Origin of the sequence: Streptococcus alactolyticus (assembly GCF_042649785.1) — a bacterium.
In the GTDB taxonomy this organism is placed as follows: domain Bacteria; phylum Bacillota; class Bacilli; order Lactobacillales; family Streptococcaceae; genus Streptococcus; species Streptococcus alactolyticus.
Map to the genome: position 1 here is coordinate 23,420 of NZ_JBHRZX010000013.1, position 25,034 is coordinate 48,453.

The window sequence follows — 25,034 nt, forward strand, 5'->3', positions numbered from 1 at the left end:
CAATGTATACCGTTCGCCAAAACACTTTTTTGATTTATTTGTTTAGTTGTTTTTCTAGTTAAATCTTATTTACAAAAACTATTTTAGAGTATTCTCTACTGTTTGTCAGCAGTTTTCTACAAAATTCTCTAAATATTTTTTGTCATACCCTAGAAAGGTTGATAAAATCAATGTATACGACTTTTGATAGAGTTAAGGAATTATCCCAAAAGCGAGGAATTTCCCTAAGTAAATTAGAGGAAACTCTAGGATTGGGCAAAAATTCTATCTATGCTCTTAAAAGAAACCAACCATCTGCTGAAAGGTTACAAGAAATAGCTGACTACTTTAATGTGTCTACAGATTATCTATTGGGACGCACTGACAATCCAAAAATTGCATCTGATGAAGTTGCAGGTTATACTACTGAAGATTTACGTAAAATGGCAAGAAATGCCAAGACCTTCGACGGTAAACCACTTACCGATGAAGATGTTGAAGCAATTACGAATATCATTGAAATCTATCTAAAAGGTAGAAGCTAAAAATAATTGAGCAAAGGAAGATAGTCTATGACTATTGAAGAACTTGTTGAATCGTATGGCGTGACATTAGCTTACTTTGATAACGAGTTATGGCCACGTCCTGGAATTTACATTGATGACATTAAAATTATCTTCGTTAATAAATCTCTTTCTGAAGATGCTATGAAAAAAGTTGTTTACCACGAGTTAGGACATCTTGAACATGACTCTAACCAATACAAAAGACGGCATGAGCAATTCGAGCTACAAGCCAATCGCAATATGATTCGTCTTTTACTTGAAGAGGAATTAAGAGAATCAGATTATGAATTCAACTATGTCAATTTCATGCAAAGGCACCAATTGAACACCGTAGCTGACGAATGTATGGTTATTGATGAATATTATAATTTAATGGATATTGTTTAAAACTACGTGCAAAAACTGAACCACGTTAAAAGCTGAATAGGGGGATTCATATTATGAAAGACGAAAAGAAAGTCTTGGGTATTTTGTCAATTGTATTTGGAGCGATTGCTCTAGTTGGTTCTTGGGTGCCGTTTCTAAATAATGGCTCTTTTGTAGTCGGGCTGTTCGCGCTGGTTTTAGGTGTAATAGCTTTGATTGTCAATCGCAAAAACAAGAAGGTGTTTGCTTTGATTGGAACTTTATTAGCATTGGCTTCATTAGTAATTGTTTTGGCTACGCAATCAATATATAGCAATGCTCTCGACGAAGCGAGCAAGGCTTATGATGAGACTTCAAAATCAATCGATAAAGAATATAGCGAATCATCTATAGCAGAGGAAAGCTCGTCTATCGCTGCTGAAAAAGCAGCTGATGACGCATTCAAGTGGACTGACGCTTATTTTGATAGCATTGTAGATGGCACTACTACTTATGATGAAATTGTAGCAACTGTCGGTGAACCAACTACTACTAGCACTGATACAGATTATGATTTTGATAGCGATTCAGAAGTTCCATCTATGGATTGCGATTGGGACTTAGAAGATGGTTCATACTATGCTAGTGTTTCAATTCACTTTGTTCAAAAAAACGGAACTTATGTAGTTGATGGCAAAACTGGAACTGGTCTTAAATAAAATAAAAAAATCCCTCACACTCTCCTTCGCCAAAATTTGAGTGTAAGGGATAATTGGTAGTATAGTAAGAACCTGCATGCGTGGGGCTCTTTACTATACCCATTTTATCAAAAAAGTGAGGTAAAAACAAATGTGGATTGAAGAATTATCCAACGGCAAATATAAGTATTTCGAGCGCTACAAAGACCCATATACCGAAAAATGGCGAAAAGTATCTGTAACGCTTGAAAGTGGTTCTAATCGAGCGAAAAAGGAAGCTCAAAAAATTCTTGAAGAAAAAATCAAAACAGCTTTAAGAAACTTAAAAACTTCTGATGCTTACTTCACTGACGTTTTAGATTCATGGTGGGAATTTCACAAAAAAGAAATCAGGCGTACTTCTATTAGTGCTCTCACAAGTAATGTTAGACTAGTACGTGAAACTTTTGGTTTAAAAACAAAAATTACGAAGATTGATACTCTTTATGTTCAAGACTATATAAACAAACTTGATATTTCACGCCCAAAATTAGAGCGCGTTAAATCAATATTAAACCTATCTTTTGATTACGCTGTAACTATTGGGCATCTCAAGATGAACCCTGCTAGACAAGCAAAACTTCCTAAAAAAGTTCTAACCCTTGAAGATTACGAAAAAATCAAGAACAAATATCTGGAAATTGAAACAGAGTTAATACCATTGATTCAAGAATTACGACGCACGAAACGAACTTACTTGAATTCACTGATTGCCGAATTTCTATTTTTAGATGGTGCACGTATTGGTGAAGTCGTTGCTTTAGAAGATATTAATTACCGTAAAGACGATAATTTTGTAGATATTTTTGGCACTTTAGACAGTGTCCAAGGATACAAGAAAGCAAAAAAAGAACCACCCAAAACACCTGCTGGCTATCGTAGCAATAAGTTATCAAAACGGGAATCAGAAATATTAGATGAAGCTATTAAGATTCGAGATTTAAACAAAAGTTTAAATCCTAATTGGATTACTATGGACCGCAGTTACATATTTGTAACTAATCGTGGAGTACCTATCCAACGTAATTCATTTAATGAATCTATCAAGGCCGCTAATCAGCGACTAGAACATCCAATTAATAAACCTATCAGCTCACATATCTTTAGGCACACGCTTGTTAGTTATTTGGCTGAAAAAGGTGTTCCTTTAAAAGCAATTATGGATAGAGTCGGCCACGAGGACAGTGAGACCACAATGAAAATTTATACACATGTCACAAACAAGATGAAAGACAAAGTTGTTGACATGATTAACGAATTACCACTTTAGTTTGCCCCTTCTGTGCCCCTCGCTACCATTTTGGTATAAAAAAAGCCCTATCACACAGGCTAGAAAGCTTGATATGATAGGCTTTTTTATTAATTAATTATTTTACAGTGCGGATACGCATGGTGTTTGTACCACCTGAACCAACTGGAACACCAGCGACGATAACGATATTGTCACCTGATTGAACCAATCCTGATTCAAGAGCAACTTTTTCAGCCACTTCAAACATGTCGTCTGTTGAAGCTGGTTTTTCAGTTACGATTGGGAATACACCCCAGTTAAGCATAAGTGATTTTTGAGTGAGTTCATCAAATGTAACAGCCAAGATATCTGCATCTGGACGGTATTTTGAAATCAAACGAGCTGTGTCACCTGATTCAGTAAGAGCAACAACCAACTTGATGTCCATTGAACGAGTTGCGTCTTTAACAGCAGATGCAACAACTTCTGTCTTAGATGTACGATCAAATGCTGATGAATCAAGACGTCCGTATTCATTAAGAAGTGTTTGAGCGTTTTTATCGATAGTTGCCATTGCACGAACAGCTTCAACAGGGTATTTACCGTTTGCTGATTCACCTGAAAGCATTGTAGCATCAGTACCATCGATAACAGCATTAAATACGTCAGATACTTCTGAACGAGTTGCACGAGGTTTTTCAGTCATTGATTCAAGCATATTTGTTGCTGTAACAACGATTTTACCTGCAGCGTTAACTTTAGTGATGATCATTTTTTGATATACTGGAACCATTTCAAATGGAACTTCGATACCCATGTCACCACGAGCGATCATAATACCATCAGCAGCTTCGATGATTTCATCGATGTTGTCGATACCTTGTTGGTTTTCGATTTTAGCCAACAATTTCACATGTCCGTTACCAGTTTCTTCACAGATAGCGCGAACTTCGTTAACATCTTTTGCAGTACGTACGAATGAGATAGCGATAAAGTTAAGACCTTGTTCAAGACCAAATCGAATATCAGCGTTGTCACGTTCAGCAAGAGCTGGGAATGGGATTTTAGTGTAAGGAATGTTTACACCTTTTTGTTTAGCGATGATACCGTCGTTTTCAACTTCAACTTCAAATTCGCGAGTTGCTTCGTCTTTAGCGATAACACGAAGACCAAGTTTACCATCGTCAACAAGGACTTGTTTACCAACTTCAACGTCATCAAAGATATCAAGAGCACCAGCTACGTTCAAAGCAATGACTTCACGAGTTGATTTGATACCTTGTTTAGTTGCAACGCGGATTTTTTCACCAGTTTTATATGAATATTCTTTAGCATCGCCTTCAAAAAGTTCAGTACGGATTTCTGGACCTTTAGTATCAAGAAGGAAACCAACTTTTTGACCTGCAATTTCTTCGGCACGGCGAACAGTTTTCATGCGTTCACCTTGTTCTGCGTGGTCACCATGTGAGAAGTTGAAACGGAATACGTTTGCACCTTCTTTGATCAATTCTGCAATTTTTTGTGCTGATGCTTCAACATCAAGGCTTTCACCCCAATAACCATCTTCACCAAATTTTTTACCACCGCGGAGTTCTACCGCAGGACCAAGTGTAGCAACGATTTTCACGCGTTTATTCATAATAATCTAAAACTCCCTTTATATTTCGTCGATATACGACGTTAGTAACAATAATAACTTTACATTAAGTAAATAGTCTTAAATATGAGCGATATCTCGATTCAATTCTGCGAAATCAAGACGTGCTTTGTGTGGCATATTAACAATGATGCTGCCATCTTCTGCCAATGAGAACAAGGCACCTTCTTCTTTTGTACCAAGAATTGGGCTTTCAACAAGTTCTTCATTGTGGATACCAACAGCAAGACCACCACGTCCTTCAAGAAGAAGGTCAACGGCATGAGCACCCATCCAAGAAGCAAGAACACGGTCACGTGGAGATGGTGCACCACCACGAAGGATGTGTCCAAGGTTAGTTGAACGAAGGTCGCTAGTGTCACCAGCTTCCTTCATTAATTGTGCAAATTTATCAGCATGCATCACACCTTCAGCAAGAACGATCAAGTGACGTTCTTTACCTTTGTTTTCGTAACCATCTTTTACTTTTGCAACAACATCGTTAATGTCGTATGGTTCTTCAGGAATGATGATTTGATCAGCACCTGCAGCGATACCAGACCAAAGAGCGATATCCCCAGCGTTACGTCCCATTACTTCAACAACGAAAGTACGACGGTGACTGTAAGAAGTGTCACGAATTTTATCAAGGGCATCTGTTGCTGTATTGACAGCTGTATCAAAACCGATAGTGTAGTCTGTACCAGCAATATCGTTATCGATTGTACCTGGAATACCAATAGCTGGGAATCCATGTTCTGTCAAACGCATAGCTCCGTGGTAAGATCCGTCACCACCGATAACAACAACACCTTCGATACCTTTTTTCTTAAGTTGCTCAATTCCTGCCAATTGACCTTCAAGAGTGGCAAATTCAGGGTAACGAGCAGATTGAAGGAAAGTACCACCGTTTGTCAAAATGTTTGATACACTTTGATCATCAAGTGGGAAGATGTCTCCCTCAACCATACCAGCATAGCCGCGGTTGATTCCGAAGACTTCCATGCCTTCTTTAATTGCTTTACGAACAACTGCACGAACGGCAGCATTCATACCAGGGGCGTCGCCGCCACTAGTTAAAACAGCAATACGTTTCATTTTGCGTATACTCCTTTTATTAATCTAACGGTTATTATTATAGCACATAATCTTGTAAAAAGTCTCACTTTATTGTTTTTTTACCCAATTTTTATTGATAAATCGTTTTCACTGCGTAAAGAGATAGGGCTTTTAGAAGTTGTGGGCTTTTTTGGACAAGATGTCTTTGGCTTTTTAGCGTTTGCTTGCTATCTTGGTAGTGCAGCATCACTGGAATATTGCCTGGGTATTGCGACAAAATGTCTGAGACTTCTTGGTCATATAGGTGATTTGGCAACAAAAGCCAGAGGCGTTCTGAACTAGCTTCTTGTACGCGATTCAAAATCATTTGCAAACGGTCGTTGCGTTTTTGCACCTTGCCTGTAAGATAGTAGAATCGGCCTTCTTGCAAATCTGTTTTAAATTGGGCATATCTTTCAGGAAAAGCCGTCACATCAAATAAACGATGCATGTCTGTGACCGTTAGAAAAGCCATTTGTTCTCCCTTAGTCTTAGTCCTAATCACGCGCATCTGTTTTAATTCAACCAAGATGGTCGCTTCGCCATTTTCCCGCAAATCCTCTAAAGGGGTAAATGGCACGGTGGACTGCTTGGCAATTTTCAAAAGTGGATGCGGGCTAATGCCTACGCCTAATATTGCTTGTTCCAGGCGGTATTTTTCAGCATCTGAATAATCATCTACTTCTGTCCAACTATAAGCACTATCGGCAAATAAACTCCCCAACTCCGTCACAAAAAGGAAAAGCGAATCCAAGTTAGCACTAATTTTATGGCGATTTTTATCAAAGACATCAAAGGCTCCAACCTCCACCAAAGGAAGCAACAAGTCCTTCTTGCGGTAATTTTCAGGTAGGCGAATCAGGAAATCTTCTATCGTTTTAAAAGGACGATTCTCAATAATCCAGTAGCACAAATCACGCGGAACCCCTTTTAAATCTTTTAATCCCAAGAAAATCTGACGGCCAGAAATCTTATTTTGATAAGGTACGGTGTTGATGTTAATCGGCTGCAAGGTGAAATGGGCTTCTAAGGCATCTTTAACATAATCTACGCTGGCGTTATTTAGCATGACATCGTAGAAAACATCAGGATAATGTGCTTTAAAGTAAGCCAGTTGAAATGCTAAGGCTGAATAGGCAAAGGCATGACTGCGGTTAAAGCCATAACCTGCAAATTTGGCCATGCGGCTAAACAATTTCTTAGCGGTTTCAATCGGATGACCTAGGCGTTCAGCGCCTGCTAAGAAGTCTGCTTCCATTTGTTGCATGGCTGTAAGATCTTTTTTTGACATGGCACGTCGCAACAAATCCGCTTTACCAAGCGTAAAACCAGCATACACTTGGGCAATCTGCATCACCTGTTCTTGATACAACATAATACCGTATGTTGGCTGTAAAATAGGCGCTAATATAGGATCAATGACATCTACTGCTTCTTTTCCAAATCGACGTTTGATGAAATTCTCCGTATAATCGCTGGCACCAGGACGGTTCAAACTGGTTGTGGCAACGATGTCTTCAAATTGTCGTGGCTGGATGCGTTTAAGCAGATTGATAGCTCCAGCTTGTTCAAATTGGAAAATGCCTTTTGTTCGACCTGCCGCAAACAAAGCCAGAGTTTCCTTGTCCTCCAAATCAATGGCCTTAATATCAATAGCGACATGATAATCCTTAGCCACTTTTTCTTGCATACGTTGCACAAAGGTCAGATTGCGAAGGCCAAGGAAATCCATTTTCAAAAGCCCATTGGCTTCAACAGCAGAGGCATCATACTGAGTAACCATCAAGTCTTCCCCAGCTTTTAGTGGAATATGATTGGTCAAATCATCGTCACTCATCACTACACCAGCCGCATGGATAGAAGTCTGACGTGGGTTCCCTTCAATGCGTTTAGCAATAGCAAAAGCCTTCTGATACTCTGGTTTTTCGTGAATTAACTGGCGAAAGCCAATATTTTTCTCATAAACCGAGGTCAACGTATCTCGAAAACTGATTTTTTTGGTGAGGCGGCTCAGTTCGTATTCAGGCACACCGAAGCGTTTAAAGACATCGCGAATGGCTTGCTTGGCTCCAAAGGTCGAGAAAGTCACAATTTGGGCAGAATGTTGACTACCGTAACGGTCACGCACATAATGAAGAAACTCGCTACGGTAAACGTCAGGCAAATCAATATCAATATCTGGCATACTGTAACGTTCCGCATTTAAAAACCGTTCGAATAGTAGGTTATTTTTAACAGGATCTATTCCTGTGATGTCAAGGGCAAAAGCAACCAAGCTCCCTGCCGCAGAACCACGCCCCATTCCCATATAATAACCACGACTACGACCAAAACGCAACAAATCCCAAACAATCAAGAAATAATCATCAAATCCCATCTGATGAATAACAGCTAATTCCTTTTCCAAGCGTTCTTGATATGCGGGTAACCACAATTGCTTGGATTTCAAGCCTTCTACCGTACGCTCGACCAATTCTTCCTGAGCGGGTTTGTGACGGTTAAACCGTGGTAATTTTAAATTGGTATCAAAAGTATAATCAATAGTAGAAACGAGTTTTTCTAAGGTCTCAAGGGCTTGGGGGAAACGTTCTTGAAAGGTTTGTGTGACTTGCTGGCAGGAATAAAAGGCTTGCCTTTCAGGAGCTGGAGCGGCTTCTTTTAAGGAAAGATTGTCCCGAATAGCATGCAAAACATGAAGCGTCTGTCTTTCGCTGGCTTCAAAATAACGAACCGTTTGCAAGGGTACTAAAGGCTTAGGGTACTCTTTTTGAGGAGACTGCAAATGAACACCGATATAATAGTCAAAAGGAAACGCTACCTCTTCTATCCCTTCCACATAAGGAATAATCACAGCAATCCCAGGCAAATAAGAAGGCAGATCCTCTAGCTCAAGTCCTGAAGAAAGCTGTTTGCTGGACAGTTTCATGAGGTTCTGATAACCCAAGGTGTTTAAGGCAATCAATTGCACCGTCACTGTCTGCCACTCTTTTATCGAAAAAGCACACTCCAATCCCAAAACAGGCTGCAACCCTTCCTTTTTAGCTTCTTGAATAAAATGAAAAGCCGCGTACAAATTATCCCTATCCATGATGCCGATCGTTTGATAGCCCAAATCTTTCGCTTTTTGAATATAGGTTTTCAAATCAATCAAACTGTCCATAAAAGTATAGACTGTTTTTGTATCTATCTGTGCAAACATGCCAAAAACTCCCTTGTTTCCTTAATATGTCTATTATACACTATTCAGCGAGCAGGATAAAATACCTAACTTAAGTTATGTTTTCTTGACTTTTTAGGCTTATTTTTGTACCATTCTTTTAGTACAAAATATTACTGACATAAAATAGAAAGGGGCATCGTATGTCCTGGAATTTTGATGAAAAATCACCTATTTATATTCAAATTGCGAAACACATTAAAATGAAAATCATCAGTCAAGAAATTAAAAGTGGCGACCAACTCCCCACCGTTCGTGAATTAGCCGAAGAAGCTGGGGTCAATCCTAACACGATGCAACGTGCCTTTTCAGAATTAGAGCATGAGGGCATGGTTTTTTCCAAAAGAACCTCAGGGCGTTTTGTGACAGAAGATGAAAAACTCATCAAACAAAAACGCCACGAATTAGCAACCGAGGAACTCCAGTCTTTTGTACAAAATATGCATCACATCGGCTTTGATACAAGCGACATCATTGCTGTCCTAGAATCTTATGTTAAGGAGAATCACTGATGACAACACCATTACTTCAATTACATCATGTTAGCAAACAATACAAAAAGCAGCCGGCTATTGATGACATCACAATCCGGTTTTCTTCTGGTAAAATAATCGGTTTACTAGGACCAAACGGAAGCGGTAAGACCACCTTGATGAAACTGATCAACGGTTTGTTGCACCCTAATTCTGGGGAGATTGTCATTGACGGTTACCGTCCGTCCAAAGACACTAAAAAAATCATTTCCTACCTGCCTGATACTTCTTACTTGAGAGATAACATCAGAATTGAAGAAGCCATCACCTTCTTTGACGATTTTTACGAAGACTTCTCACGACAAAAGGCGAAAAAACTCTTGGCTGATTTGCAGCTGGATCCTAAGGAATACCTTAAAAATCTATCTAAGGGAAATAAGGAAAAAGTGCAACTTATCTTGGTAATGAGCCGTAAAGCCAAACTTTACTTACTTGATGAACCAATTGGTGGTGTGGATCCATCAACCAGAGAAACGATTTTACGCACCATTATCAATAACTACTGCGAAGACGCTTCTGTGATTATCTCAACCCATCTCATTTCAGAGGTAGAGCCCATCTTAGACGAGGTTGTTTTTCTTGATAAAGGAAAAGTGATTTTGCAAGGTTTTACTGATGATTTACGAGCTGAGCATGGCAAATCAATTGACGCACTCTTTCGCGACACTTACCGTCATTAAGGGGGATTTATGTTCACTACATTATTAAAATACGACTTAAAATCAATTGGACGCTGGTACATCGCCCTAAATGCAGGCATTTTAATCAGTTCTTTTGCCTTAGGGCTTAGCCTTAGATCCTTTGAATCTTTTGCCCAAACGACAAGCAGCTCACCAAATCATGTGATGCAGCTCATTCCGCTGATTTTAGCAATGATTTTTGGCATCTTGGTAGCAGGGTCTTGGGTGGCTACGGTAATTATTATCGTTCGCCGTTTCTACCAAAGTATTTTTGGTAAGGAAGGTTATTTGACCCTCACCTTGCCAGTCACCACTCATCAAATAATTCTATCACGCTTACTAGCCGCTTTTATCTGGACCTTGTGCAATACCCTTGTCCTCATCATTGGCGTAGGACTCTTGATTTTGCCTATGTCAGGCGTTGGGCAATTTCTTATCGCTCTGCCTCACATCGTATCTTTGCTGACCATAAGCAAATGGGAAATCCTGCTTGTTTACCTAATAGCAGCTACTATTTCAGAGATTCTCATGTTCTATCTCGCTATCACTATTGGACAACTCTTTACGAATCGCCGTATTCTCATGAGCTTTGTTGCTTACTTTGCCATTGCCATTATCGGCACAGTCTTGTCAAGTATAATCGATTCCCATTTATTGAAAAACATTGTTGATATATCCTATTTTGGTTATGCCACTATCGGAGAAATCATTGACATTCTCATTTTCTACTTCATAACATACTATTTGTTGGAAAATAAAGTTGATATTCAGTAATAAAAGAATAGCCGTCCCTTGAAGGGACGGCTATTCTTTTATTAACTCAAAAATTGTCTAATAAAATCACCGCCGAAAATCCACAAATAACTATATGATAGAATTGACACAGGCTTGGTGAGTAAGATAATCCAAGTAAATCGTTTCACAGAAATGTGTGACAAACCTGTCACCATCACGATGACATCAGCAGGCGAAATAGGCGCTAGCATTGATAAAATGAAAAAGAGTTCATAGCCATGCGTTTCCAACCTAGCCGTGTATTTATCGTAGGTCTTTTCATTTACAAACAAGAGAATAAAGCGCTGCCCAAAAACACGAACCAATAAAAAGAGAATCACGCTTCCAATCACAATCCCAATGTAATTGTAGATAAAGGCGGCTAGCGGGTCAAAAATCAAGAACCCCGCAACCGTTGTCACCCCACCTGGAATCACAGGGAAAACCACTTGGAAAATTTGCACAAGGATAAAAATGAGGGGACCAATCAAGGGACGAGCATGGATAAAATCTTTTAAGACATTGCTATCATTCAAAATGCCGAGTCGGTAGAACCATATCACTAAAAATACTGTTCCAATAATCGCTAAAATACCTAATAACTGAATCAAACGCTGGAAAAACGCGTAAAGGTTTGTCTTTTTCATCATGTTGTTATCATATCATAACTCCTGTTTTTTTGCTATTTTTAAACATATCTGTTATACTAGTAATGTTGGTTATGAAATCAGCATTTTGTCTGGGGTCGTTACGGATTCGACAGGCATTATGAGGTATATTCTGCGACTCATCGGCAGATGTAAAAATGCCAGTTAAATATAACTGCAAAAAATACAAATTCTTACGCTGTAGCTGCCTAAAAACCAGCTCGCGTGATCTCTACAAGATTGCTTGAGTTTTGCTAGAGGTTTTATTGTTATCAAGATACGTTTGGCTATTGTCTAACTAGTCAAAAAGAGATTTTTTAGACTCGCTTGAGTGAGGTTTGAGTTATGTATCGCGCTTAAGTTAAATGAAAGACATAACCTATGGTTGTAGACGAATATATTGGCAGGTGTTTGGACGTGGGTTCGACTCCCACCGGCTCCATTCTTGTAGATACCGTTTAAAGCGTTGCGTTATCAACGCTTTTTTCTTTTTATTATCTTTTCTGAAAACTTACATAAAAGCGTTTTCCAGGTCTTGCAATTCTTCTTTAGAGTAGTAGACTTATACTGGAGGATTTTACTGATGAAACTATACGTTCAATTTATGATTATCTTGATTTTCTCACTCATCGGAGAAGCCATTTCAACGCTTTTTCATCTGCCTGTCCCCGGTAGTATTATCGGTTTGGTTCTGCTTTTTCTCGCCCTTGAATTTAAAATCATTCGTTTAAGACATATTGACACCGTTGGTAATTTTTTGCTTGGCAACATGACAATTTTATTTTTACCCGCAGCGGTTGGTATTATGGAAAAATTCAACGATATCAAAGATTATTTGCTTCCTATTACCATCATCATTTTAGGGGCTATTTTACTAAATGTGGCTGTCATTGGTCTAGTCGTCCAGTTTGTCAAGACACGCTATGAAGGCGATTACGTTGAAAAAGGAGCTTCTAATGACTGACGTTTTATCAAATCCTATTTTTGGCATCATGCTTTCTATCTTGGCTTATCTGATTGGTATGCTGATTTTTAGACGCTTTCCACATCCTATAACCACACCACTTCTTTTAGCTACCTTTATCATCATTCTCTTTTTAAAGCTAACCCACATTTCTTATGATGATTATTATGTTGGCGGTAGTTACCTCAATATGCTCATCGTGCCATCAACGGTTGCCTTGGGCATTCCCCTTTACCGCTCTTTTCATCTCATGAAACACCACATTCGCAGTATTTTAGCAGGAATATCCATTGCCTGCGTGGTCAATACCACTTTTACTGCTATTATCGCCAAAACCTTTGGTATCAAATATTTACTCGCTATTTCCCTCTTTCCAAAATCTGTCACTACTGCGATGGCTGTCGGAATCACTAATAAAATGGCAGGTATCACAACTGTAACCCTTGTTGTAGTCGTTATCACAGGGATTTTGACTAGCGTTCTTGGTCCTGTTTTATTGAAATACCTGCACATCACCGATCCCGTAGCAGTCGGGCTAAGTCTTGGCGGGACAGGACACGCCATTGGTACTGGTACCGCTCTAAAATACGGTTATGTCGAAGGGGCCATGGCGGGCCTAGCCATCGGTGTCACAGGAATCGCCTATGTTATCGTCAGCCCAATCATCGCTCAAATCATTTTAAAATAAAGCACCAAACACCAAAGCAGAACGACACGCGGTCGTCCTGCTTTTTTATTTCTATAATTCTATGGCAAGTAAAATCAACGAGTGATAGTTAAAATCCCACCAAGAATGATCTTGGTGGGGAACGTTTTTACATTTTTTAAATAGTATTGAAGAACTCTTTTACCTCTAAAATAGTACCTCAACTTGCTAATACTCAAGTCTATTATACAAATATAAAGAGACAAGAGACAAGATACAAAATCACATAGTAAACGACAAACAGTAATGTGAGGAGTAATACGCAACTACCAAAAGATACATGTCCTAACACATTAACATAACCGTTTAGAAACAGATAGACGCATTAAACAATCTTTCTAAATGTTGAATATACAAAAAACCGCCAATCCTAAGAATAGCGGTTTTATCGTTTTATTAGGCTACTTGAGTAGTTACTCTATTATTTAAGAGTAACATAAGCAAATCGCTTTTAAACCTTAGTATTATGCATTTTTTTAGTCAAATATTATTGATAGTGGTCCTTATCGGGGTGTTGATGAAACACCCTTCTTTTTCAATAATTCTGTTATCTCATTACCTACTGTCTGCTTTCTAGCATTGTAAAAATGAGAATAAGTATTTAGAGTTGTAGCTTTATCAATTCTACCTGAACGTTGAGAGACTGCTAAAACATCTTTTCCTAGAACATTGATCATAAATGAATCATGACTATGTCTCAATAATTGATCTCTAACAAATGGTGAAAAGTGTTGATAATGATTATCCCTCATTAATTGTTCAATTTGTTTTAACTCATTGGCTGATAAATTTATTTCTTTTCGAATATCTCTATATTGTTCAGTCATATTAATTTCTCCTTTTTATCTACTCTCGGGTGAAACCCGGCCCCGTATGTCATACGGGAAATTTTCTAAAGACCTTGTTGGGCCTTTGCGAGCTCAGGCATTGTGGTCACAATACCCAAAAAATCATATCGCCAGCCGACAAAAAACTTCCAGTTTTGACAGCCAACGATAAGATAACCTGGTGGCTTCGCCCCCAAACCCCCCAACAAAAAATCAAGACTTGATTTTCTTAGGAATGATATTAGGATAACAAGGATGATTTGGAAAAGTTATCACATCACTCAATAAAGCATAATAAAAAGAGAACTAAATGCTCTCTTTAATACTTTATAATGAACTTATTATTAGTATTGAACTTGTTGAGGAGGTGCTTTATGAATCAGCTTGAGTTTCAGCGTAATCACCTGCAAATGGACTATTACAGCGAGAGTTACCAAGATTTTGAACGTGACTTCTACCGATACTCCAACATGAATATTCCATTGACCTTCCTGACCGATGATATCCTCAAAACAATGGCAACTTCTCGTAAGAATTACTTTGTCCTCAATAAGGAAAAGACTAGAGATAACCGTGATCACTTCTTCATTTTCGACGTAAGCACCGTAGATGAGAATCCACTAATCTATCGCTATTCTTACAAGAAAACTACGACCTACTTAACACAAAAATAGGAGTGATGCAAAAGACCACTCCTATTTTCTATCATCTCATTATATAATTAAAATCACCATTTTATTGAAGCAACTAGATTCTTACCAATTATTTTTTCTATGATATCTAATTGCGCCGAATGTACTGGTACTTCTTCCTTTTAAATGAATTGTTTAGGTTTTGTTGGCTTATCAAAATAGATTGGTTTGCAAGAGTATCTCTACTCTCATTTACCCTTTTGGGGAGACGAGAATTTTAAACATCTCGTCCTGATGAATGTGTGCCAATTTTTGATCCCAAATATTGTTATTTTGTCTCATCATTTCAGCCATGATTTTCAACTTCAAACTCTGCGCAATTATTCCTGGGTTTGAACTAGCTTTGCCAACAGGCGTTGCATTATTAAACGTTGAATTACCGGAGACCGTAATCAAGGCTAAATTACCAAAGCAATTCAGATCTTCATTTTCCCAAGGGAGCAACTCTGTTGGATTTTGCGGATAGAAATGTTCAATTGAGCTTCTGAATTGAAATTGCCAGTCACTTGATAGTGGACGAATTATTTCATGACCATTGAATGAATAGCCATCTCGGTAAATCAAATAATCTAAATAAGTAAACACGATCCGTTCAAATCCAAATCCAGAAGCCATTTCATACCCAGCTGCATCAACTTTTGACTGTGCATAACTTTCAAGAATCTTCAAAATATCAGCATTTTCATCGTTCAAATAGCTTGACAAAACTAATGAAATCCAATGCATGGTTTTTGGAGATGTGTATGTTATACGTAAGGCAGATTGTAAAGTTCGAATCTGTCTATTTTTATTATCTTCATCTCCACCAAACGTTCCGATATATTTTGGTTTATCTGTTCTAGCATCACGATATTTTTCAAGCCTTTGTAGCGACCACTTTCCTGTTTCTTTATAGTCACGCGCAAATTCACGCTTTAACACAAATTTATCGAATATAACGCGTGCTTTTAGCAGCATAAATAAAAAGTGCTTAGCCGAGGATTCATCTGCCCAATTATTCAGAAGATTTGTTAAAAAATTCTTATCATCTAAACTTGAGTCGTCGTCCGTATTTGATCTCGTAATTGCTTCATTGACTTGTAATAAGAAGTTCGGGAAAGAAATAATTGACTCAAAACGTTCATTCTCTAACTCTTCACTTGATGTTGATTCACCACTTAGTTCTCCCTTACCTTGTAGTATTTCTTCAAGTGTAAAAATTTCTTCGTTTACTGTCTCATTTTGATAGCAACAGGATAATGAATCAAAATCAACAATCCTATCAGACAAGCTACTCCAATCTTTACTGAAAATCTGATTACGTTTGTCATTAGGATAATTCATTTGAATATAGGAGTCCATGTTGGAGCAATATTCCCAAATGTCACTTGCGATTTTCTTAGCTTCTGGCGATGAAATTTTTGCTAAAATATTTGCTTTAGCAATTTCATGTAATTCGAGTTGCTCACCACGAGTATTCATAATTTCAAAATAATGGTTCAAGTCGATTTTTGCAGGTACTTGAACACGGATAAGATTCACCTTATCCAAACGTTTGATGAACTTTTCTTTTTCTGAGCTTAGATCTGTCTTCTCAAAATAATTCTCAATAATTTTATAGCCCTCTTTAATTTCAGAAGACAGCAACTCATCAGTTAATTGGTTTGAATTGGGCACTGCTGCTAGTGTTCGATTCGACTTATCTCTTGCTTCAAACCGTAATGCATCATTAGCTATCGCAATACCCAAATATCTTTCAAGTAAAAATAATGTTGTCAAGCGCTGTTGTCCATCAATAACTTCATAAACATTATTATCCTTTTGATTAACGATTAGATTGCCCAAAAAATAATCATTGTCAGTGCTCATAATATCTTCGATTAACTGTTCAATTTGGTCAGAACCCCATGCGTAATTTCGTTGATAAATCGGAACCACATAATGAACATTAGAAAATATTCTTGAAACTGGAATCATTATTAAATGATTGTCCATGATTACCACCCATTGCAATTATTGGGGCCGCATTTATTGGAGAATGGGCCGAAGGTTCTATTGTAGTAATACTATTTGCTATTAGCGAAGCTTTGGAACGATTTTCAATGGATAAAGCAAGACAGTCGATTCGTTCTCTTATGGATATAGCTCCCAAAGAAGCTCTTATCAGGAGAAACAATGTAGAGCAATTAGTCAGTGTCGATAAAATCGATATCGACGATATTATGATCATTAAACCCGGACAAAAAATAGCCATGGATGGGCTTGTTATCAACGGTCATTCTTCAGTAAATCAAGCAGCAATAACAGGAGAATCGGTTCCTGTTGAAAAACAGTTAGATGATGAAGTGTTTGCAGGAACACTAAATGAAGAAGGTGTTCTTGAAGTCAAAGTAACAAAAAAAGTAACGGATACAACGATTGCCAAAATCATTCACTTAGTTGAAGAAGCGCAAGGAGAACGAGCTCCTGCACAAGCCTTTGTAGATAAATTTGCAAAATACTATACGCCATTCATAATTATTATGGCCCTTTTGATAGTGGTTGTTCCTCCGCTATTCTTTGGTGGTGACTGGAATAAATGGCTTTACCAAGGGTTATCCATTTTAGTTGTCGGATGTCCTTGTTCATTAGTGATCTCAACACCTGTTTCAATTGTTTCGGCTATTGGTAATGCAGCAAAAAATGGTGTTTTAGTAAAAGGCGGAGTCTATCTGGAAGAAATTGGTCATTTGAGAGCAATTGCTTTCGATAAGACTGGAACCTTAACAAAAGGAAAGCCTGTCGTAACGGATTTCATTGCAACCAGTTCTGAAACTGATATAAATTATCTATCGATTATTTCATCGTTGGAATCTCTTTCTCAACACCCATTAGCTTCTGCTATTTTAAACGAAGCGGATAAAACTAATGTGGATTACAAGTCAATACAAATCGAGGATTTCCAATCTATCACAGGTAAAGGACTTACAGGTATACATCAAAACATACGTTACTATATTGGAAGCCCTAAACTGTTTTCTGCATCAGTAATCGAAGAAACAGCGGTCAAAGTACAATACAGACAATTTCAAGAACAAGGGAAAACCGCCATGTATTTCGGTACTGACGAACAAATTTTAGGAGTAATTGCTGTCGCGGATGAAGTAAGAGATTCAAGTGCTGCCGTTATTTCTGAACTCCACAAGTTGTCAATTGAACACACTATTATGCTTACTGGTGATAATACTAAAACCGCTGAATCTATTGGTAAGCAATTAGGTGTGACTGAAATAAAAGGAGATCTAATGCCTCAAGAAAAATTAGATTCGATTAAAGCGTTGCGGACAACTTATAATAAAGTAGCAATGGTGGGCGACGGCATTAATGATGCACCAGCATTAGCTGCATCGACGGTTGGTATTGCAATGGGCGGTGCAGGAACAGATACGGCTCTCGAAACTGCTGATGTTGCTCTAATGGGCGACGATTTACAAAAATTACCATTCATTGTTAGACTTAGCCGTCAAACTCTAAAAGTAATTAAGCAAAATATCACCTTCTCATTATGTATAAAACTATTAGCTCTACTACTAGTCATACCAGGTTGGCTAACACTATGGATTGCTATTGTAGCAGATATGGGAGCAACGCTTTTAGTAACATTAAACGGATTACGATTGATGAAAGTTAAATAACACAACAAATAAAAGAAGGCATGTTTATAAGCGTGCCTTCTTTTTATGATACATTTTTAGTTTTTTTGAACGCTAGTTATGAAGCAAACTATGCGTCATTTAAATATTAAAATGACAGTCTAACCTTATTAAGTAGGTGTTCCCATTAATACTTTGATTTCCTTAGATAATAAAAAGCTCCAGAGAAATAAAATAAGATCTTCAAATTATAAATTTCATCTCTTTAAAAATTATTATTTTGAATTTTTAAAGAGAGCTTTTATGAGCACCACCATTATAAAAGCTAAAAACAAAGCTACTACACCAACGACAATAAAAGAAGTATAATCAGCATAGCTACCATCACTAAACATTTGAAGAGTAAAAATGCTGCAATAAAGCTAATTAAAAATTGAAGCCATATCTGGTGGATATATTTTTGGAGGAGAAAAATATATCCATACATGCCTATTAAAAGTAAAGTAAAATCTATATTTTGAAGTATAGGATCTCCTTGGATGATATTTATAATTAGAGTGGTAAATGTGACTACTAAAACAATAAATATCATCCTAAAAACAGGTTTACGTGATTCAAAAAAGAAATCATACAATTAGTTGGTCGATTTCTTTTTTTATTCGGTAAATTGTTTGCCTAGTCACATTGTAGTCTGTTGCAATCTTTGAGATAGCGACCCTATTCTCAAGATCCTGAACGGTTCTGTTGCAAAGTTTTAAAGCTAAAAATCAGTGGTTGGGAAAAGGTAATTTGCCTAAAAGTGGTAATATCATCTTTTTTGACTGGGATGGTGATTCTGTTAGCGACCATGTAGGAATTGTTGAGAAAGTAGAAAATAACATTGTTTACACAATTGAAGGTAATTCAGGAGACAAAATTGCTAAACTAAGTTATGAAAAAAACAGTCCTTATATCATGGGATATGGGACACCATAATCAAATTCTTTGATACATTAAAGTACAATCTTCATGAAATAAAATAAAAAAGCTCTTATCTCCACAAATATGTTAGAGGTAAGAGCTAATTCTAATAACTGTCTTTTAATTATTAACTTCTTAATCCCTTTCCTTTATCTACTAAATAATAACAAATTGCATAAAGAACGATGATAAAAAGGATTAATATTGTAATTGAAACCATAATTGGTACATCTGTCGTTCCAAGAAATCCATAACGAAATCCTGAAATCATATAAACAATTGGATTAATTTTCGATACTGACTGCCAGAATGGCGGCAACATTGAAATGGCGTAAAATACACCACCTAAATAAGTTAATGGCTGTAAAACAAATGTTGGTACAATTGAAACATCATCATAAGATTGTGCAAAAACACCATTAATTAAGCCTGCTAATGAAAATAAAATTGCAGTCATCAATAATGTAATCACCACAATAAACCATGAATAAACATGAAGTGGAACAAAAAATAGAGAAATGACTGTAACCAATGTCCCAACTAAGATACTCCTACCCAGTCCACCAATAACAAATCCCCAAATAATAACATGTGTGGGTACAGGTGCAACTAATAGCTCTTCAATATTCTTTTGGAATTTTTGAGAAAAGAAAGATGAAGAAACATTTGCGTAAGAACTTGTGATTGCAGACATCATAATTAAACCTGGTACAATAAATTCCATATAGGAGAAGCCGCCCATATCACCAATACGACCACCAATCATTTTTCCAAAAATAACAAAATATAATGAGGTCGTAATAACAGGAGGCACTAAAGTTTGTACCCATATCCGTAGGTAACGGTTGGTTTCCTTAACTGCTAAGCTTTTAAGTGCTGTAAAGTAGAAACTAAACATTTTTCTCCTCCTTTTGATGTTTGTCTTCGGTAATTTTTAAGAACAACTCTTCCAATCTATTTGATTTATTGCGCATAGAAAGAACCTTGATATTTTGCTGATTGAGCTGCTCAAAAATATTATTAACTCCCTGATTTCGTTCAACTTCTATAGCAAGTGTTAGATCATCTTCAAAAAAGTGCTTATAACCTTTTATCACAGGCTTTTTGTCGTAGCTATCTAAATCAAAAATGAAAGTCTCATATTGTAGTTTTGATAGAAGTGCTTTCATACTTGTATTCTCAATTAGCTCACCTGATTGAATAATTCCAATGTTACGACAAAGCATCTCTGCTTCTTCTAAATAATGAGTTGTAAGAATGATTGTTGTGCCACTTTCATTTAACTCTTTTAAAAATGCCCACATTTCTCTTCTAAGCTCAATGTCCACTCCAGCAGTTGGTTCATCAAGAATTAGCAGACGTGGCTCGTGCATTAATGCTCGAGCTATCATAAGTCTTCGTTTCATCCCTCCAGATAACATACGGGCACGAACGTTTCTTTTATCCCATAAATTGGACTGCTTCAAATACTTTTCACTACGTTTTAGTGCCTCTTTTCTTGAGACACCATAATATCCTGCTTGATTTACTACAATTTGTTGTACCGTTTCAAACGGATTAAAATTAAATTCCTGCGGCACAAGACCAATCTGTTGCTTTGCTCGCTCTAAATCATTATCAATATCATAATCAAAAACCTTCACTTGACCAGCAGTCTTATTAACAAGTGAGGTAATAATTCCAATTGTTGTTGATTTTCCAGCACCGTTTGGACCTAGCAGTGCGTAAAAATCTCCTTCTTCTACAGTTAAATCAATACCACGCAGCGCCTCAACACCGGTCGCATATACTTTTTTTAAGCCTTTTAAAACTAGTGCATAGCTCATTTACTCATTACCTCCTTACTTATATTTCTTTTGTCAAAAAACAAATGCAGTCAAGGTGCAACTGCATTTGCGACAAACTATTTTTTGTCTTCTTTAGCTTTAGATTCTCTTTTTTTAGCTAAAACATATAGAACCACAACAATTATAACAAAATTTACAAATATACAAATATACCAACATTTATTTGATAGTTTAATAGTTTGGCAGCGAGGAAAGCTCCCAAGATACCAGCAAGTCTTGCCAACGCTCTTTTTTCTTCTGTCATCTATTTAATCCCTTCATCATTAAATCAGTTAGAGGCGAGCATTTGGGCAATTATCTGGTAATTTTTATTTCCTCCAGATAAATTATAGACTTCTTTAAATCCTTCGTTTAACAGGATATTTTGAGCAGCATTTCCAGTTACGCCCTTATTACAATACGTGATTGTTGTTACATTTTTATCTAGCTCCGCCACTCTATCACGTATTTCTGCTAATGGAATATGGATAGCCCCTTTAACACAAGAAATTTCATATTGTTTTTTGGAACGAGTATCAATAATTTGCAGTTGTTCTCCACTTGCTTGTCGCTCAATCAATTCAGTTGGGGTCATTAAAGGTGTTCCATTGCTTATTGCATTATCTAACGCCATTCCAGTATAAAGAACGGGGTCTTTCGTTGTCGCAAATGGTGGTGCATAAGCAAGGTCTAAATGGAACAAATCTTCTGCTACTGCACCAAATGAAATTGCAGTGGCAATTACGTCAATTCGTTTATCTACACCTTGCTCTCCAATAATCTGAGCTCCAAGAATTCTCCCGCTACTTTTATCTGCTAAAGCTTTGATTGTCAGCTCTTTTCCACCTAAGTAGTCCGCATGATCTGGCTTAATATTATAAAGAATAGCTGTCTCTAATCCTTCTAATTTAGCTTCTTTTTCTGTTAAACCAGTATATGCAACCGCTAAATCAAAAACTCGAACAATACCAGTTCCTAAAATACCACGATGTTCCAGTGTTCCTCCTGTGATGATATCACCAGCAATTCTACCCATCTTATTAGCAGTTGATCCAAGTGGACGATATATTGGTTTATCTGTAATGACAGAATAGCTCTCAGAAACATCTCCTACCGCATAAATATGTGGTACCGTTGTCTGCATTTTCTTATTCACTTTAATCGCACCAGATTTTCCCAATTGAATAGTTGTCGATTGAATAAGTGAAGTATTCGGAGTAACACCAGCTGCAAGAATGACTAAATCCGATTTGATTGTTTGCTCTTGATTGGTTGCTAATTCAGTAATATAGCCATCCTTCTCTATTACTTTTGTGATTGTTGTATTCAGTTGGAGCTTAACATGATTCTTTTCAAGCTCCTTTTGGACACGATAAGCCATATCAGCATCCATTTGTTTCATGACTTGATTGCCACGTTGAATAATAGTTACCTCTATTCCTTTATGGACCAATTGCTCTGCCATTTCTAATCCAATAAAGCCTGCACCAATAATAGTAGCTTGTTGTGGCTTTTCTTTTTCAATAAATGAGTGAATGGCAGCAGCATCTTGAATAGTACGAACATGAAAAAGATTTCTATTAGCTTGCTGTGCTTTAAAAATCTCTGGCACAATCGGTTTGGCTCCTGTTGCTAAAACCAATTCATCATAGGATTCGGTTTTCTTCTCCTTTGTTTGAAGATTCTCAACCTCAAGCGTTTGAGTTTCAGGATGAATAGCTGTCACTCGATGCTCTGTAAAAATATCTACATTATAACGCTTTTTAAACCATGCAGCATTTCTAGGGGTCAACTTATCTAACTCTTCAACTTCATCTCCTATATAATAAGGAATCCCGCAAATTGAATAGGAAATATCCTTGTCTTGGTCGTAGACAACAATCTCTGCTTCCTCTGTATTTCGTCTAGCCTTTGCAGCCACACTTGTCCCAGCTGCTACTGAACCAATAATCACAATTTTCATAAAGATGCCTCATTCCTTTTTTAAGTTTGCTTAAAATATTTTTGCTTAAATTTCAATGCTACATTTACTAAACCAATCAAAACCGGAACTTCCACTAGTGGACCAATTACTGCTGCAAAGGCTTCCCCTGAATTAATACCAAATACGCCAACTGCTACCGCAATTGCTAATTCAAAATTATTGCTCGCTGCGGTAAACGATAATGAAGCTGCAATTGGATAACTGGTTCCCATACGTTTAGAAATATAGAAAAATTTCTATCTATCAATAAAAAAAATAAAATGCTTCTAATTCAATATATTGTGTAGTGCTTCTCCAGAGATTTCTTCTGCATGCCATTCTACAACCCCATAATGATTATTAGATAATTCTGCTACTTTATCAATCCATGTATTTTCATTTTGTGCTCGGACTAGTAACATTGGATTTGTTGTACCACTTGTTAACATACTGTTATTCACGACCCACCATGTATGAGCAATGCCTGCTCGATCCAAGTCTTCCTGTAGTCGCATAGATTCATAAACAGGTGTTGTTTCAGGTAAAGTGACCATGACCACTTCGGTTTCTTTTCCATCTTGCAAACGAGGTAAGAGACGTTTCACTGATTCTGGTACTTCACCAGATGTCCGCTCTACTTCTTTATGGTAGCTTTGGGTAGAATCAAGTAATAGTAATGTATGTCCTGTTGGTGCGGTATCAATAACTACCACATCACAATCGGCATCATCCACAATCTCTGCAAAAGCTCTGAATACAGCGATTTCTTGTGTACAAGGCGAACGTAAATCTTCTTCTACATAAGCAACATCATCTGGTGACATCGTTTCACGAGCCTTGCTTAATACTTCTTCTGTATAATCTGCTAATTCCTTGTCCTCATCGATATGACTCACCTTGATTTGATCGGATTCAGAAATCACAAATTGTAAATGAGCAGCTGGATCGGTTGTAGCCAAATGAACTTTCTTGCCTTTATCTGCTAAACCAGTGGCAATTGCCGCAGCAATAGTCGTTTTCCCAACGCCACCTTTACCCATTGTAAAAATCACTTTTTTATCAGATTGATGCAACTCATTCACGATGTCTTTCAATCTAGGAAATGCTCTTGGTGTGACTATTTCAGTTAAAAATTCACCTTGATTGGATTTCAACAATTGGCGTAGATTTTCAACACCAGTCACATTGTAAGAACGTAAAGGAATACTGTACTCAGGAAAAGCTTTCAAACTATCTGGCATTTGTGCCAACGCTTCTTGTTGTCCATCATAAATCAATTGAGATACTCTATCTGTTGCTTCCTCTAAGACGCCATTCACTAATAAAACTTGATTTTCAATGCCTATCTCTTGTAATTCTTTAGAAGCTCGATCTGCTTCTAAAAGTGGTGCCTTTTGTGCTCTAGTTACAAGCATTAAAGTTGTTTTTGCTCCATCAGCTAATGTAGCTACAGCATGCTCATAAATTTCCTTTTTATCACCTAAACCAGATAATTGACCTAAGCATGAAGCTCCTGTTGTATTTTCATCCATAAAATTACTCCATGCAGACGGTAACTGTAACATCCTTAACGTGTGACCTGTTGGTGCGGTATCAAAAATAATATAATCATACTTTTTCTCTGCTTCTGGATCAGTTAAAAAACCAGAAAATTCATTGAAGGCAGCAATCTCTACTGTACAAGAACCAGATAATTGTTCCTCCATATTCGCTAAAGCAGAATCAGGTAGTTTCCCTCTAAATGGTCCTACAACACTTTCTTTATAGTCATCAGCTGCTGTTACAGGATCAAAATTTGCTACAGTTAATCCCGGAACTTCTGGAATTTCTTTCCCTTTATTTGTTAATTCTGTTTGAAAAACATCTTGTAAATTACTTGCTGGATCGGTACTGACTAACATAACTTTTTTCCCACTATCTGCTAAATAAGTAGCAGTGCCACAAGCAGTCGTTGTTTTACCAACACCTCCCTTTCCTGTAAAAAATAGATACTTTGTTAATGGTAGCTGATCTGGTTGGTACAATTTCATGTTTGGTTTCCT

Annotated in this window: 21 protein-coding genes, 1 other RNA gene and 3 pseudogenes; 13 read left to right on the forward strand and 12 right to left on the reverse strand. The window is 37.3% G+C overall.

The window, feature by feature from the left end:
• Positions 1 to 170: 170 nt before the first annotated feature.
• From ACFORE_RS03575 to ACFORE_RS03590, 4 genes are all read left to right on the forward strand, one after another.
• Positions 171 to 524, forward strand: a complete 354-nt coding sequence (locus tag ACFORE_RS03575; protein WP_235281250.1) for a helix-turn-helix domain-containing protein — start codon at positions 171 to 173, stop codon at positions 522 to 524.
• Positions 525 to 551: 27 nt separating this feature from the next.
• Positions 552 to 932: an ImmA/IrrE family metallo-endopeptidase gene (locus ACFORE_RS03580; protein WP_033152431.1), complete on the forward strand. Its 381-nt coding sequence runs from the start codon at positions 552 to 554 to the stop codon at positions 930 to 932.
• A 53-nt stretch (positions 933 to 985) separates the two neighbouring features.
• A complete protein-coding gene (locus tag ACFORE_RS03585) occupies positions 986 to 1,609 on the forward strand; it encodes a CD20-like domain-containing protein (protein WP_380434991.1) in 624 nt (207 codons plus the stop codon).
• A 130-nt stretch (positions 1,610 to 1,739) separates the two neighbouring features.
• Positions 1,740 to 2,897: a tyrosine-type recombinase/integrase gene (locus ACFORE_RS03590; RefSeq protein ID WP_380434992.1), complete on the forward strand. Its 1,158-nt coding sequence runs from the start codon at positions 1,740 to 1,742 to the stop codon at positions 2,895 to 2,897.
• A 97-nt stretch (positions 2,898 to 2,994) separates the two neighbouring features.
• On the opposite strand, the gene pyk is transcribed toward ACFORE_RS03590, so the two are convergent.
• The 3 genes from pyk to ACFORE_RS03605 all read right to left on the reverse strand — a co-directional run bounded on the left by pyk (position 2,995) and on the right by ACFORE_RS03605 (position 8,791).
• The gene (pyk, locus tag ACFORE_RS03595; protein WP_154455272.1) at positions 2,995 to 4,497 is read right to left on the reverse strand and encodes a pyruvate kinase; all 1,503 of its coding nucleotides are present in this window, start codon (positions 4,495 to 4,497) and stop codon (positions 2,995 to 2,997) included.
• A 78-nt stretch (positions 4,498 to 4,575) separates the two neighbouring features.
• Positions 4,576 to 5,592 (reverse strand): 6-phosphofructokinase, encoded by a 1,017-nt coding sequence (pfkA, locus tag ACFORE_RS03600; RefSeq protein ID WP_154455273.1) that lies wholly within the window; start codon positions 5,590 to 5,592, stop codon positions 4,576 to 4,578.
• Positions 5,593 to 5,683: 91 nt separating this feature from the next.
• Positions 5,684 to 8,791 (reverse strand): DNA polymerase III subunit alpha, encoded by a 3,108-nt coding sequence (locus ACFORE_RS03605; RefSeq protein ID WP_235281049.1) that lies wholly within the window; start codon positions 8,789 to 8,791, stop codon positions 5,684 to 5,686.
• 161 nt (positions 8,792 to 8,952) lie between these two features.
• On the opposite strand from ACFORE_RS03605, the gene ACFORE_RS03610 reads away from it, so the two are divergent.
• From ACFORE_RS03610 to ACFORE_RS03620, 3 genes are read left to right on the forward strand one after another with little or no spacing between them, the layout of a single operon-like run.
• A complete protein-coding gene (locus ACFORE_RS03610) occupies positions 8,953 to 9,321 on the forward strand; it encodes a GntR family transcriptional regulator (RefSeq protein ID WP_154455275.1) in 369 nt (122 codons plus the stop codon).
• Entirely contained in the window at positions 9,321 to 10,022 is a 702-nt protein-coding gene (locus ACFORE_RS03615) for an ABC transporter ATP-binding protein (RefSeq protein WP_380434993.1), read from the forward strand. Before ACFORE_RS03610 ends, ACFORE_RS03615 begins: the two co-directional genes overlap by 1 nt.
• 9 nt (positions 10,023 to 10,031) lie before the next feature.
• A complete protein-coding gene (locus ACFORE_RS03620) occupies positions 10,032 to 10,796 on the forward strand; it encodes an ABC transporter permease (protein WP_235300386.1) in 765 nt (254 codons plus the stop codon).
• A 41-nt stretch (positions 10,797 to 10,837) separates the two neighbouring features.
• On the opposite strand, the gene ACFORE_RS03625 is transcribed toward ACFORE_RS03620, so the two are convergent.
• Positions 10,838 to 11,443: a TVP38/TMEM64 family protein gene (locus ACFORE_RS03625; protein WP_235300381.1), complete on the reverse strand. Its 606-nt coding sequence runs from the start codon at positions 11,441 to 11,443 to the stop codon at positions 10,838 to 10,840.
• Positions 11,444 to 11,537: 94 nt separating this feature from the next.
• Between ACFORE_RS03625 and ssrA the strand changes: the two genes are divergently transcribed.
• The 3 genes from ssrA to ACFORE_RS03640 all read left to right on the forward strand — a co-directional run bounded on the left by ssrA (position 11,538) and on the right by ACFORE_RS03640 (position 13,095).
• Positions 11,538 to 11,888, forward strand: a transfer-messenger RNA (tmRNA) gene (gene ssrA / locus ACFORE_RS03630).
• 138 nt (positions 11,889 to 12,026) lie between these two features.
• A complete protein-coding gene (locus ACFORE_RS03635) occupies positions 12,027 to 12,407 on the forward strand; it encodes a CidA/LrgA family protein (protein ID WP_154455278.1) in 381 nt (126 codons plus the stop codon).
• Positions 12,400 to 13,095, forward strand: a complete 696-nt coding sequence (locus tag ACFORE_RS03640) for an LrgB family protein (RefSeq protein ID WP_168260678.1) — start codon at positions 12,400 to 12,402, stop codon at positions 13,093 to 13,095. Before ACFORE_RS03635 ends, ACFORE_RS03640 begins: the two co-directional genes overlap by 8 nt.
• Positions 13,096 to 13,616: 521 nt before the next feature.
• Here ACFORE_RS03640 and ACFORE_RS03645 read toward each other — a convergent pair.
• On the reverse strand, positions 13,617 to 13,940 hold the full coding sequence (locus ACFORE_RS03645) for a hypothetical protein (protein WP_366936421.1): 324 nt from the start codon (positions 13,938 to 13,940) through the stop codon (positions 13,617 to 13,619).
• A gap of 374 nt (positions 13,941 to 14,314) precedes the next feature.
• On the opposite strand from ACFORE_RS03645, the gene ACFORE_RS03650 reads away from it, so the two are divergent.
• Positions 14,315 to 14,614, forward strand: a complete 300-nt coding sequence (locus tag ACFORE_RS03650) for a DUF5960 family protein (RefSeq protein WP_235281149.1) — start codon at positions 14,315 to 14,317, stop codon at positions 14,612 to 14,614.
• Positions 14,615 to 14,824: 210 nt separating this feature from the next.
• Here the strand turns inward: ACFORE_RS03650 and ACFORE_RS03655 are convergent, their stop codons facing one another.
• On the reverse strand, positions 14,825 to 16,606 hold the full coding sequence (locus ACFORE_RS03655) for a GmrSD restriction endonuclease domain-containing protein (RefSeq protein ID WP_380434994.1): 1,782 nt from the start codon (positions 16,604 to 16,606) through the stop codon (positions 14,825 to 14,827).
• A gap of 2 nt (positions 16,607 to 16,608) precedes the next feature.
• Here ACFORE_RS03655 and ACFORE_RS03660 point away from each other — a divergent pair.
• Positions 16,609 to 18,285, forward strand: a pseudogene (locus ACFORE_RS03660) (heavy metal translocating P-type ATPase); the annotation flags it as partial.
• A 584-nt stretch (positions 18,286 to 18,869) separates the two neighbouring features.
• Here the strand turns inward: ACFORE_RS03660 and ACFORE_RS03665 are convergent.
• A pseudogene (locus ACFORE_RS03665) lies at positions 18,870 to 18,980 on the reverse strand (helix-turn-helix domain-containing protein); the annotation flags it as partial.
• 7 nt (positions 18,981 to 18,987) lie between these two features.
• Here ACFORE_RS03665 and ACFORE_RS03670 point away from each other — a divergent pair.
• Entirely contained in the window at positions 18,988 to 19,218 is a 231-nt protein-coding gene (locus ACFORE_RS03670) for a CHAP domain-containing protein (protein WP_001875682.1), read from the forward strand.
• 112 nt (positions 19,219 to 19,330) lie between these two features.
• On the opposite strand, the gene ACFORE_RS03675 is transcribed toward ACFORE_RS03670, so the two are convergent.
• The 5 genes and pseudogenes from ACFORE_RS03675 to arsA form a co-directional block, all read right to left on the reverse strand.
• The gene (locus ACFORE_RS03675; RefSeq protein ID WP_000490874.1) at positions 19,331 to 20,101 is read right to left on the reverse strand and encodes an ABC transporter permease; all 771 of its coding nucleotides are present in this window, start codon (positions 20,099 to 20,101) and stop codon (positions 19,331 to 19,333) included.
• A complete protein-coding gene (locus ACFORE_RS03680) occupies positions 20,094 to 21,029 on the reverse strand; it encodes an ABC transporter ATP-binding protein (RefSeq protein WP_000119359.1) in 936 nt (311 codons plus the stop codon). The genes ACFORE_RS03675 and ACFORE_RS03680 overlap by 8 nt, the downstream gene beginning before the upstream one ends.
• Before the next feature lie 289 nt (positions 21,030 to 21,318).
• Entirely contained in the window at positions 21,319 to 22,992 is a 1,674-nt protein-coding gene (locus ACFORE_RS03685) for an FAD-dependent oxidoreductase (protein WP_000706535.1), read from the reverse strand.
• A 20-nt stretch (positions 22,993 to 23,012) separates the two neighbouring features.
• Positions 23,013 to 23,243, reverse strand: a pseudogene (locus ACFORE_RS03690) (arsenic resistance protein); the annotation flags it as partial.
• A 36-nt stretch (positions 23,244 to 23,279) separates the two neighbouring features.
• Positions 23,280 to 25,022, reverse strand: a complete 1,743-nt coding sequence (arsA, locus tag ACFORE_RS03695; RefSeq protein ID WP_380434995.1) for an arsenite efflux transporter ATPase subunit ArsA — start codon at positions 25,020 to 25,022, stop codon at positions 23,280 to 23,282.
• Between the last annotated feature and the right edge of the window lie 12 nt (positions 25,023 to 25,034).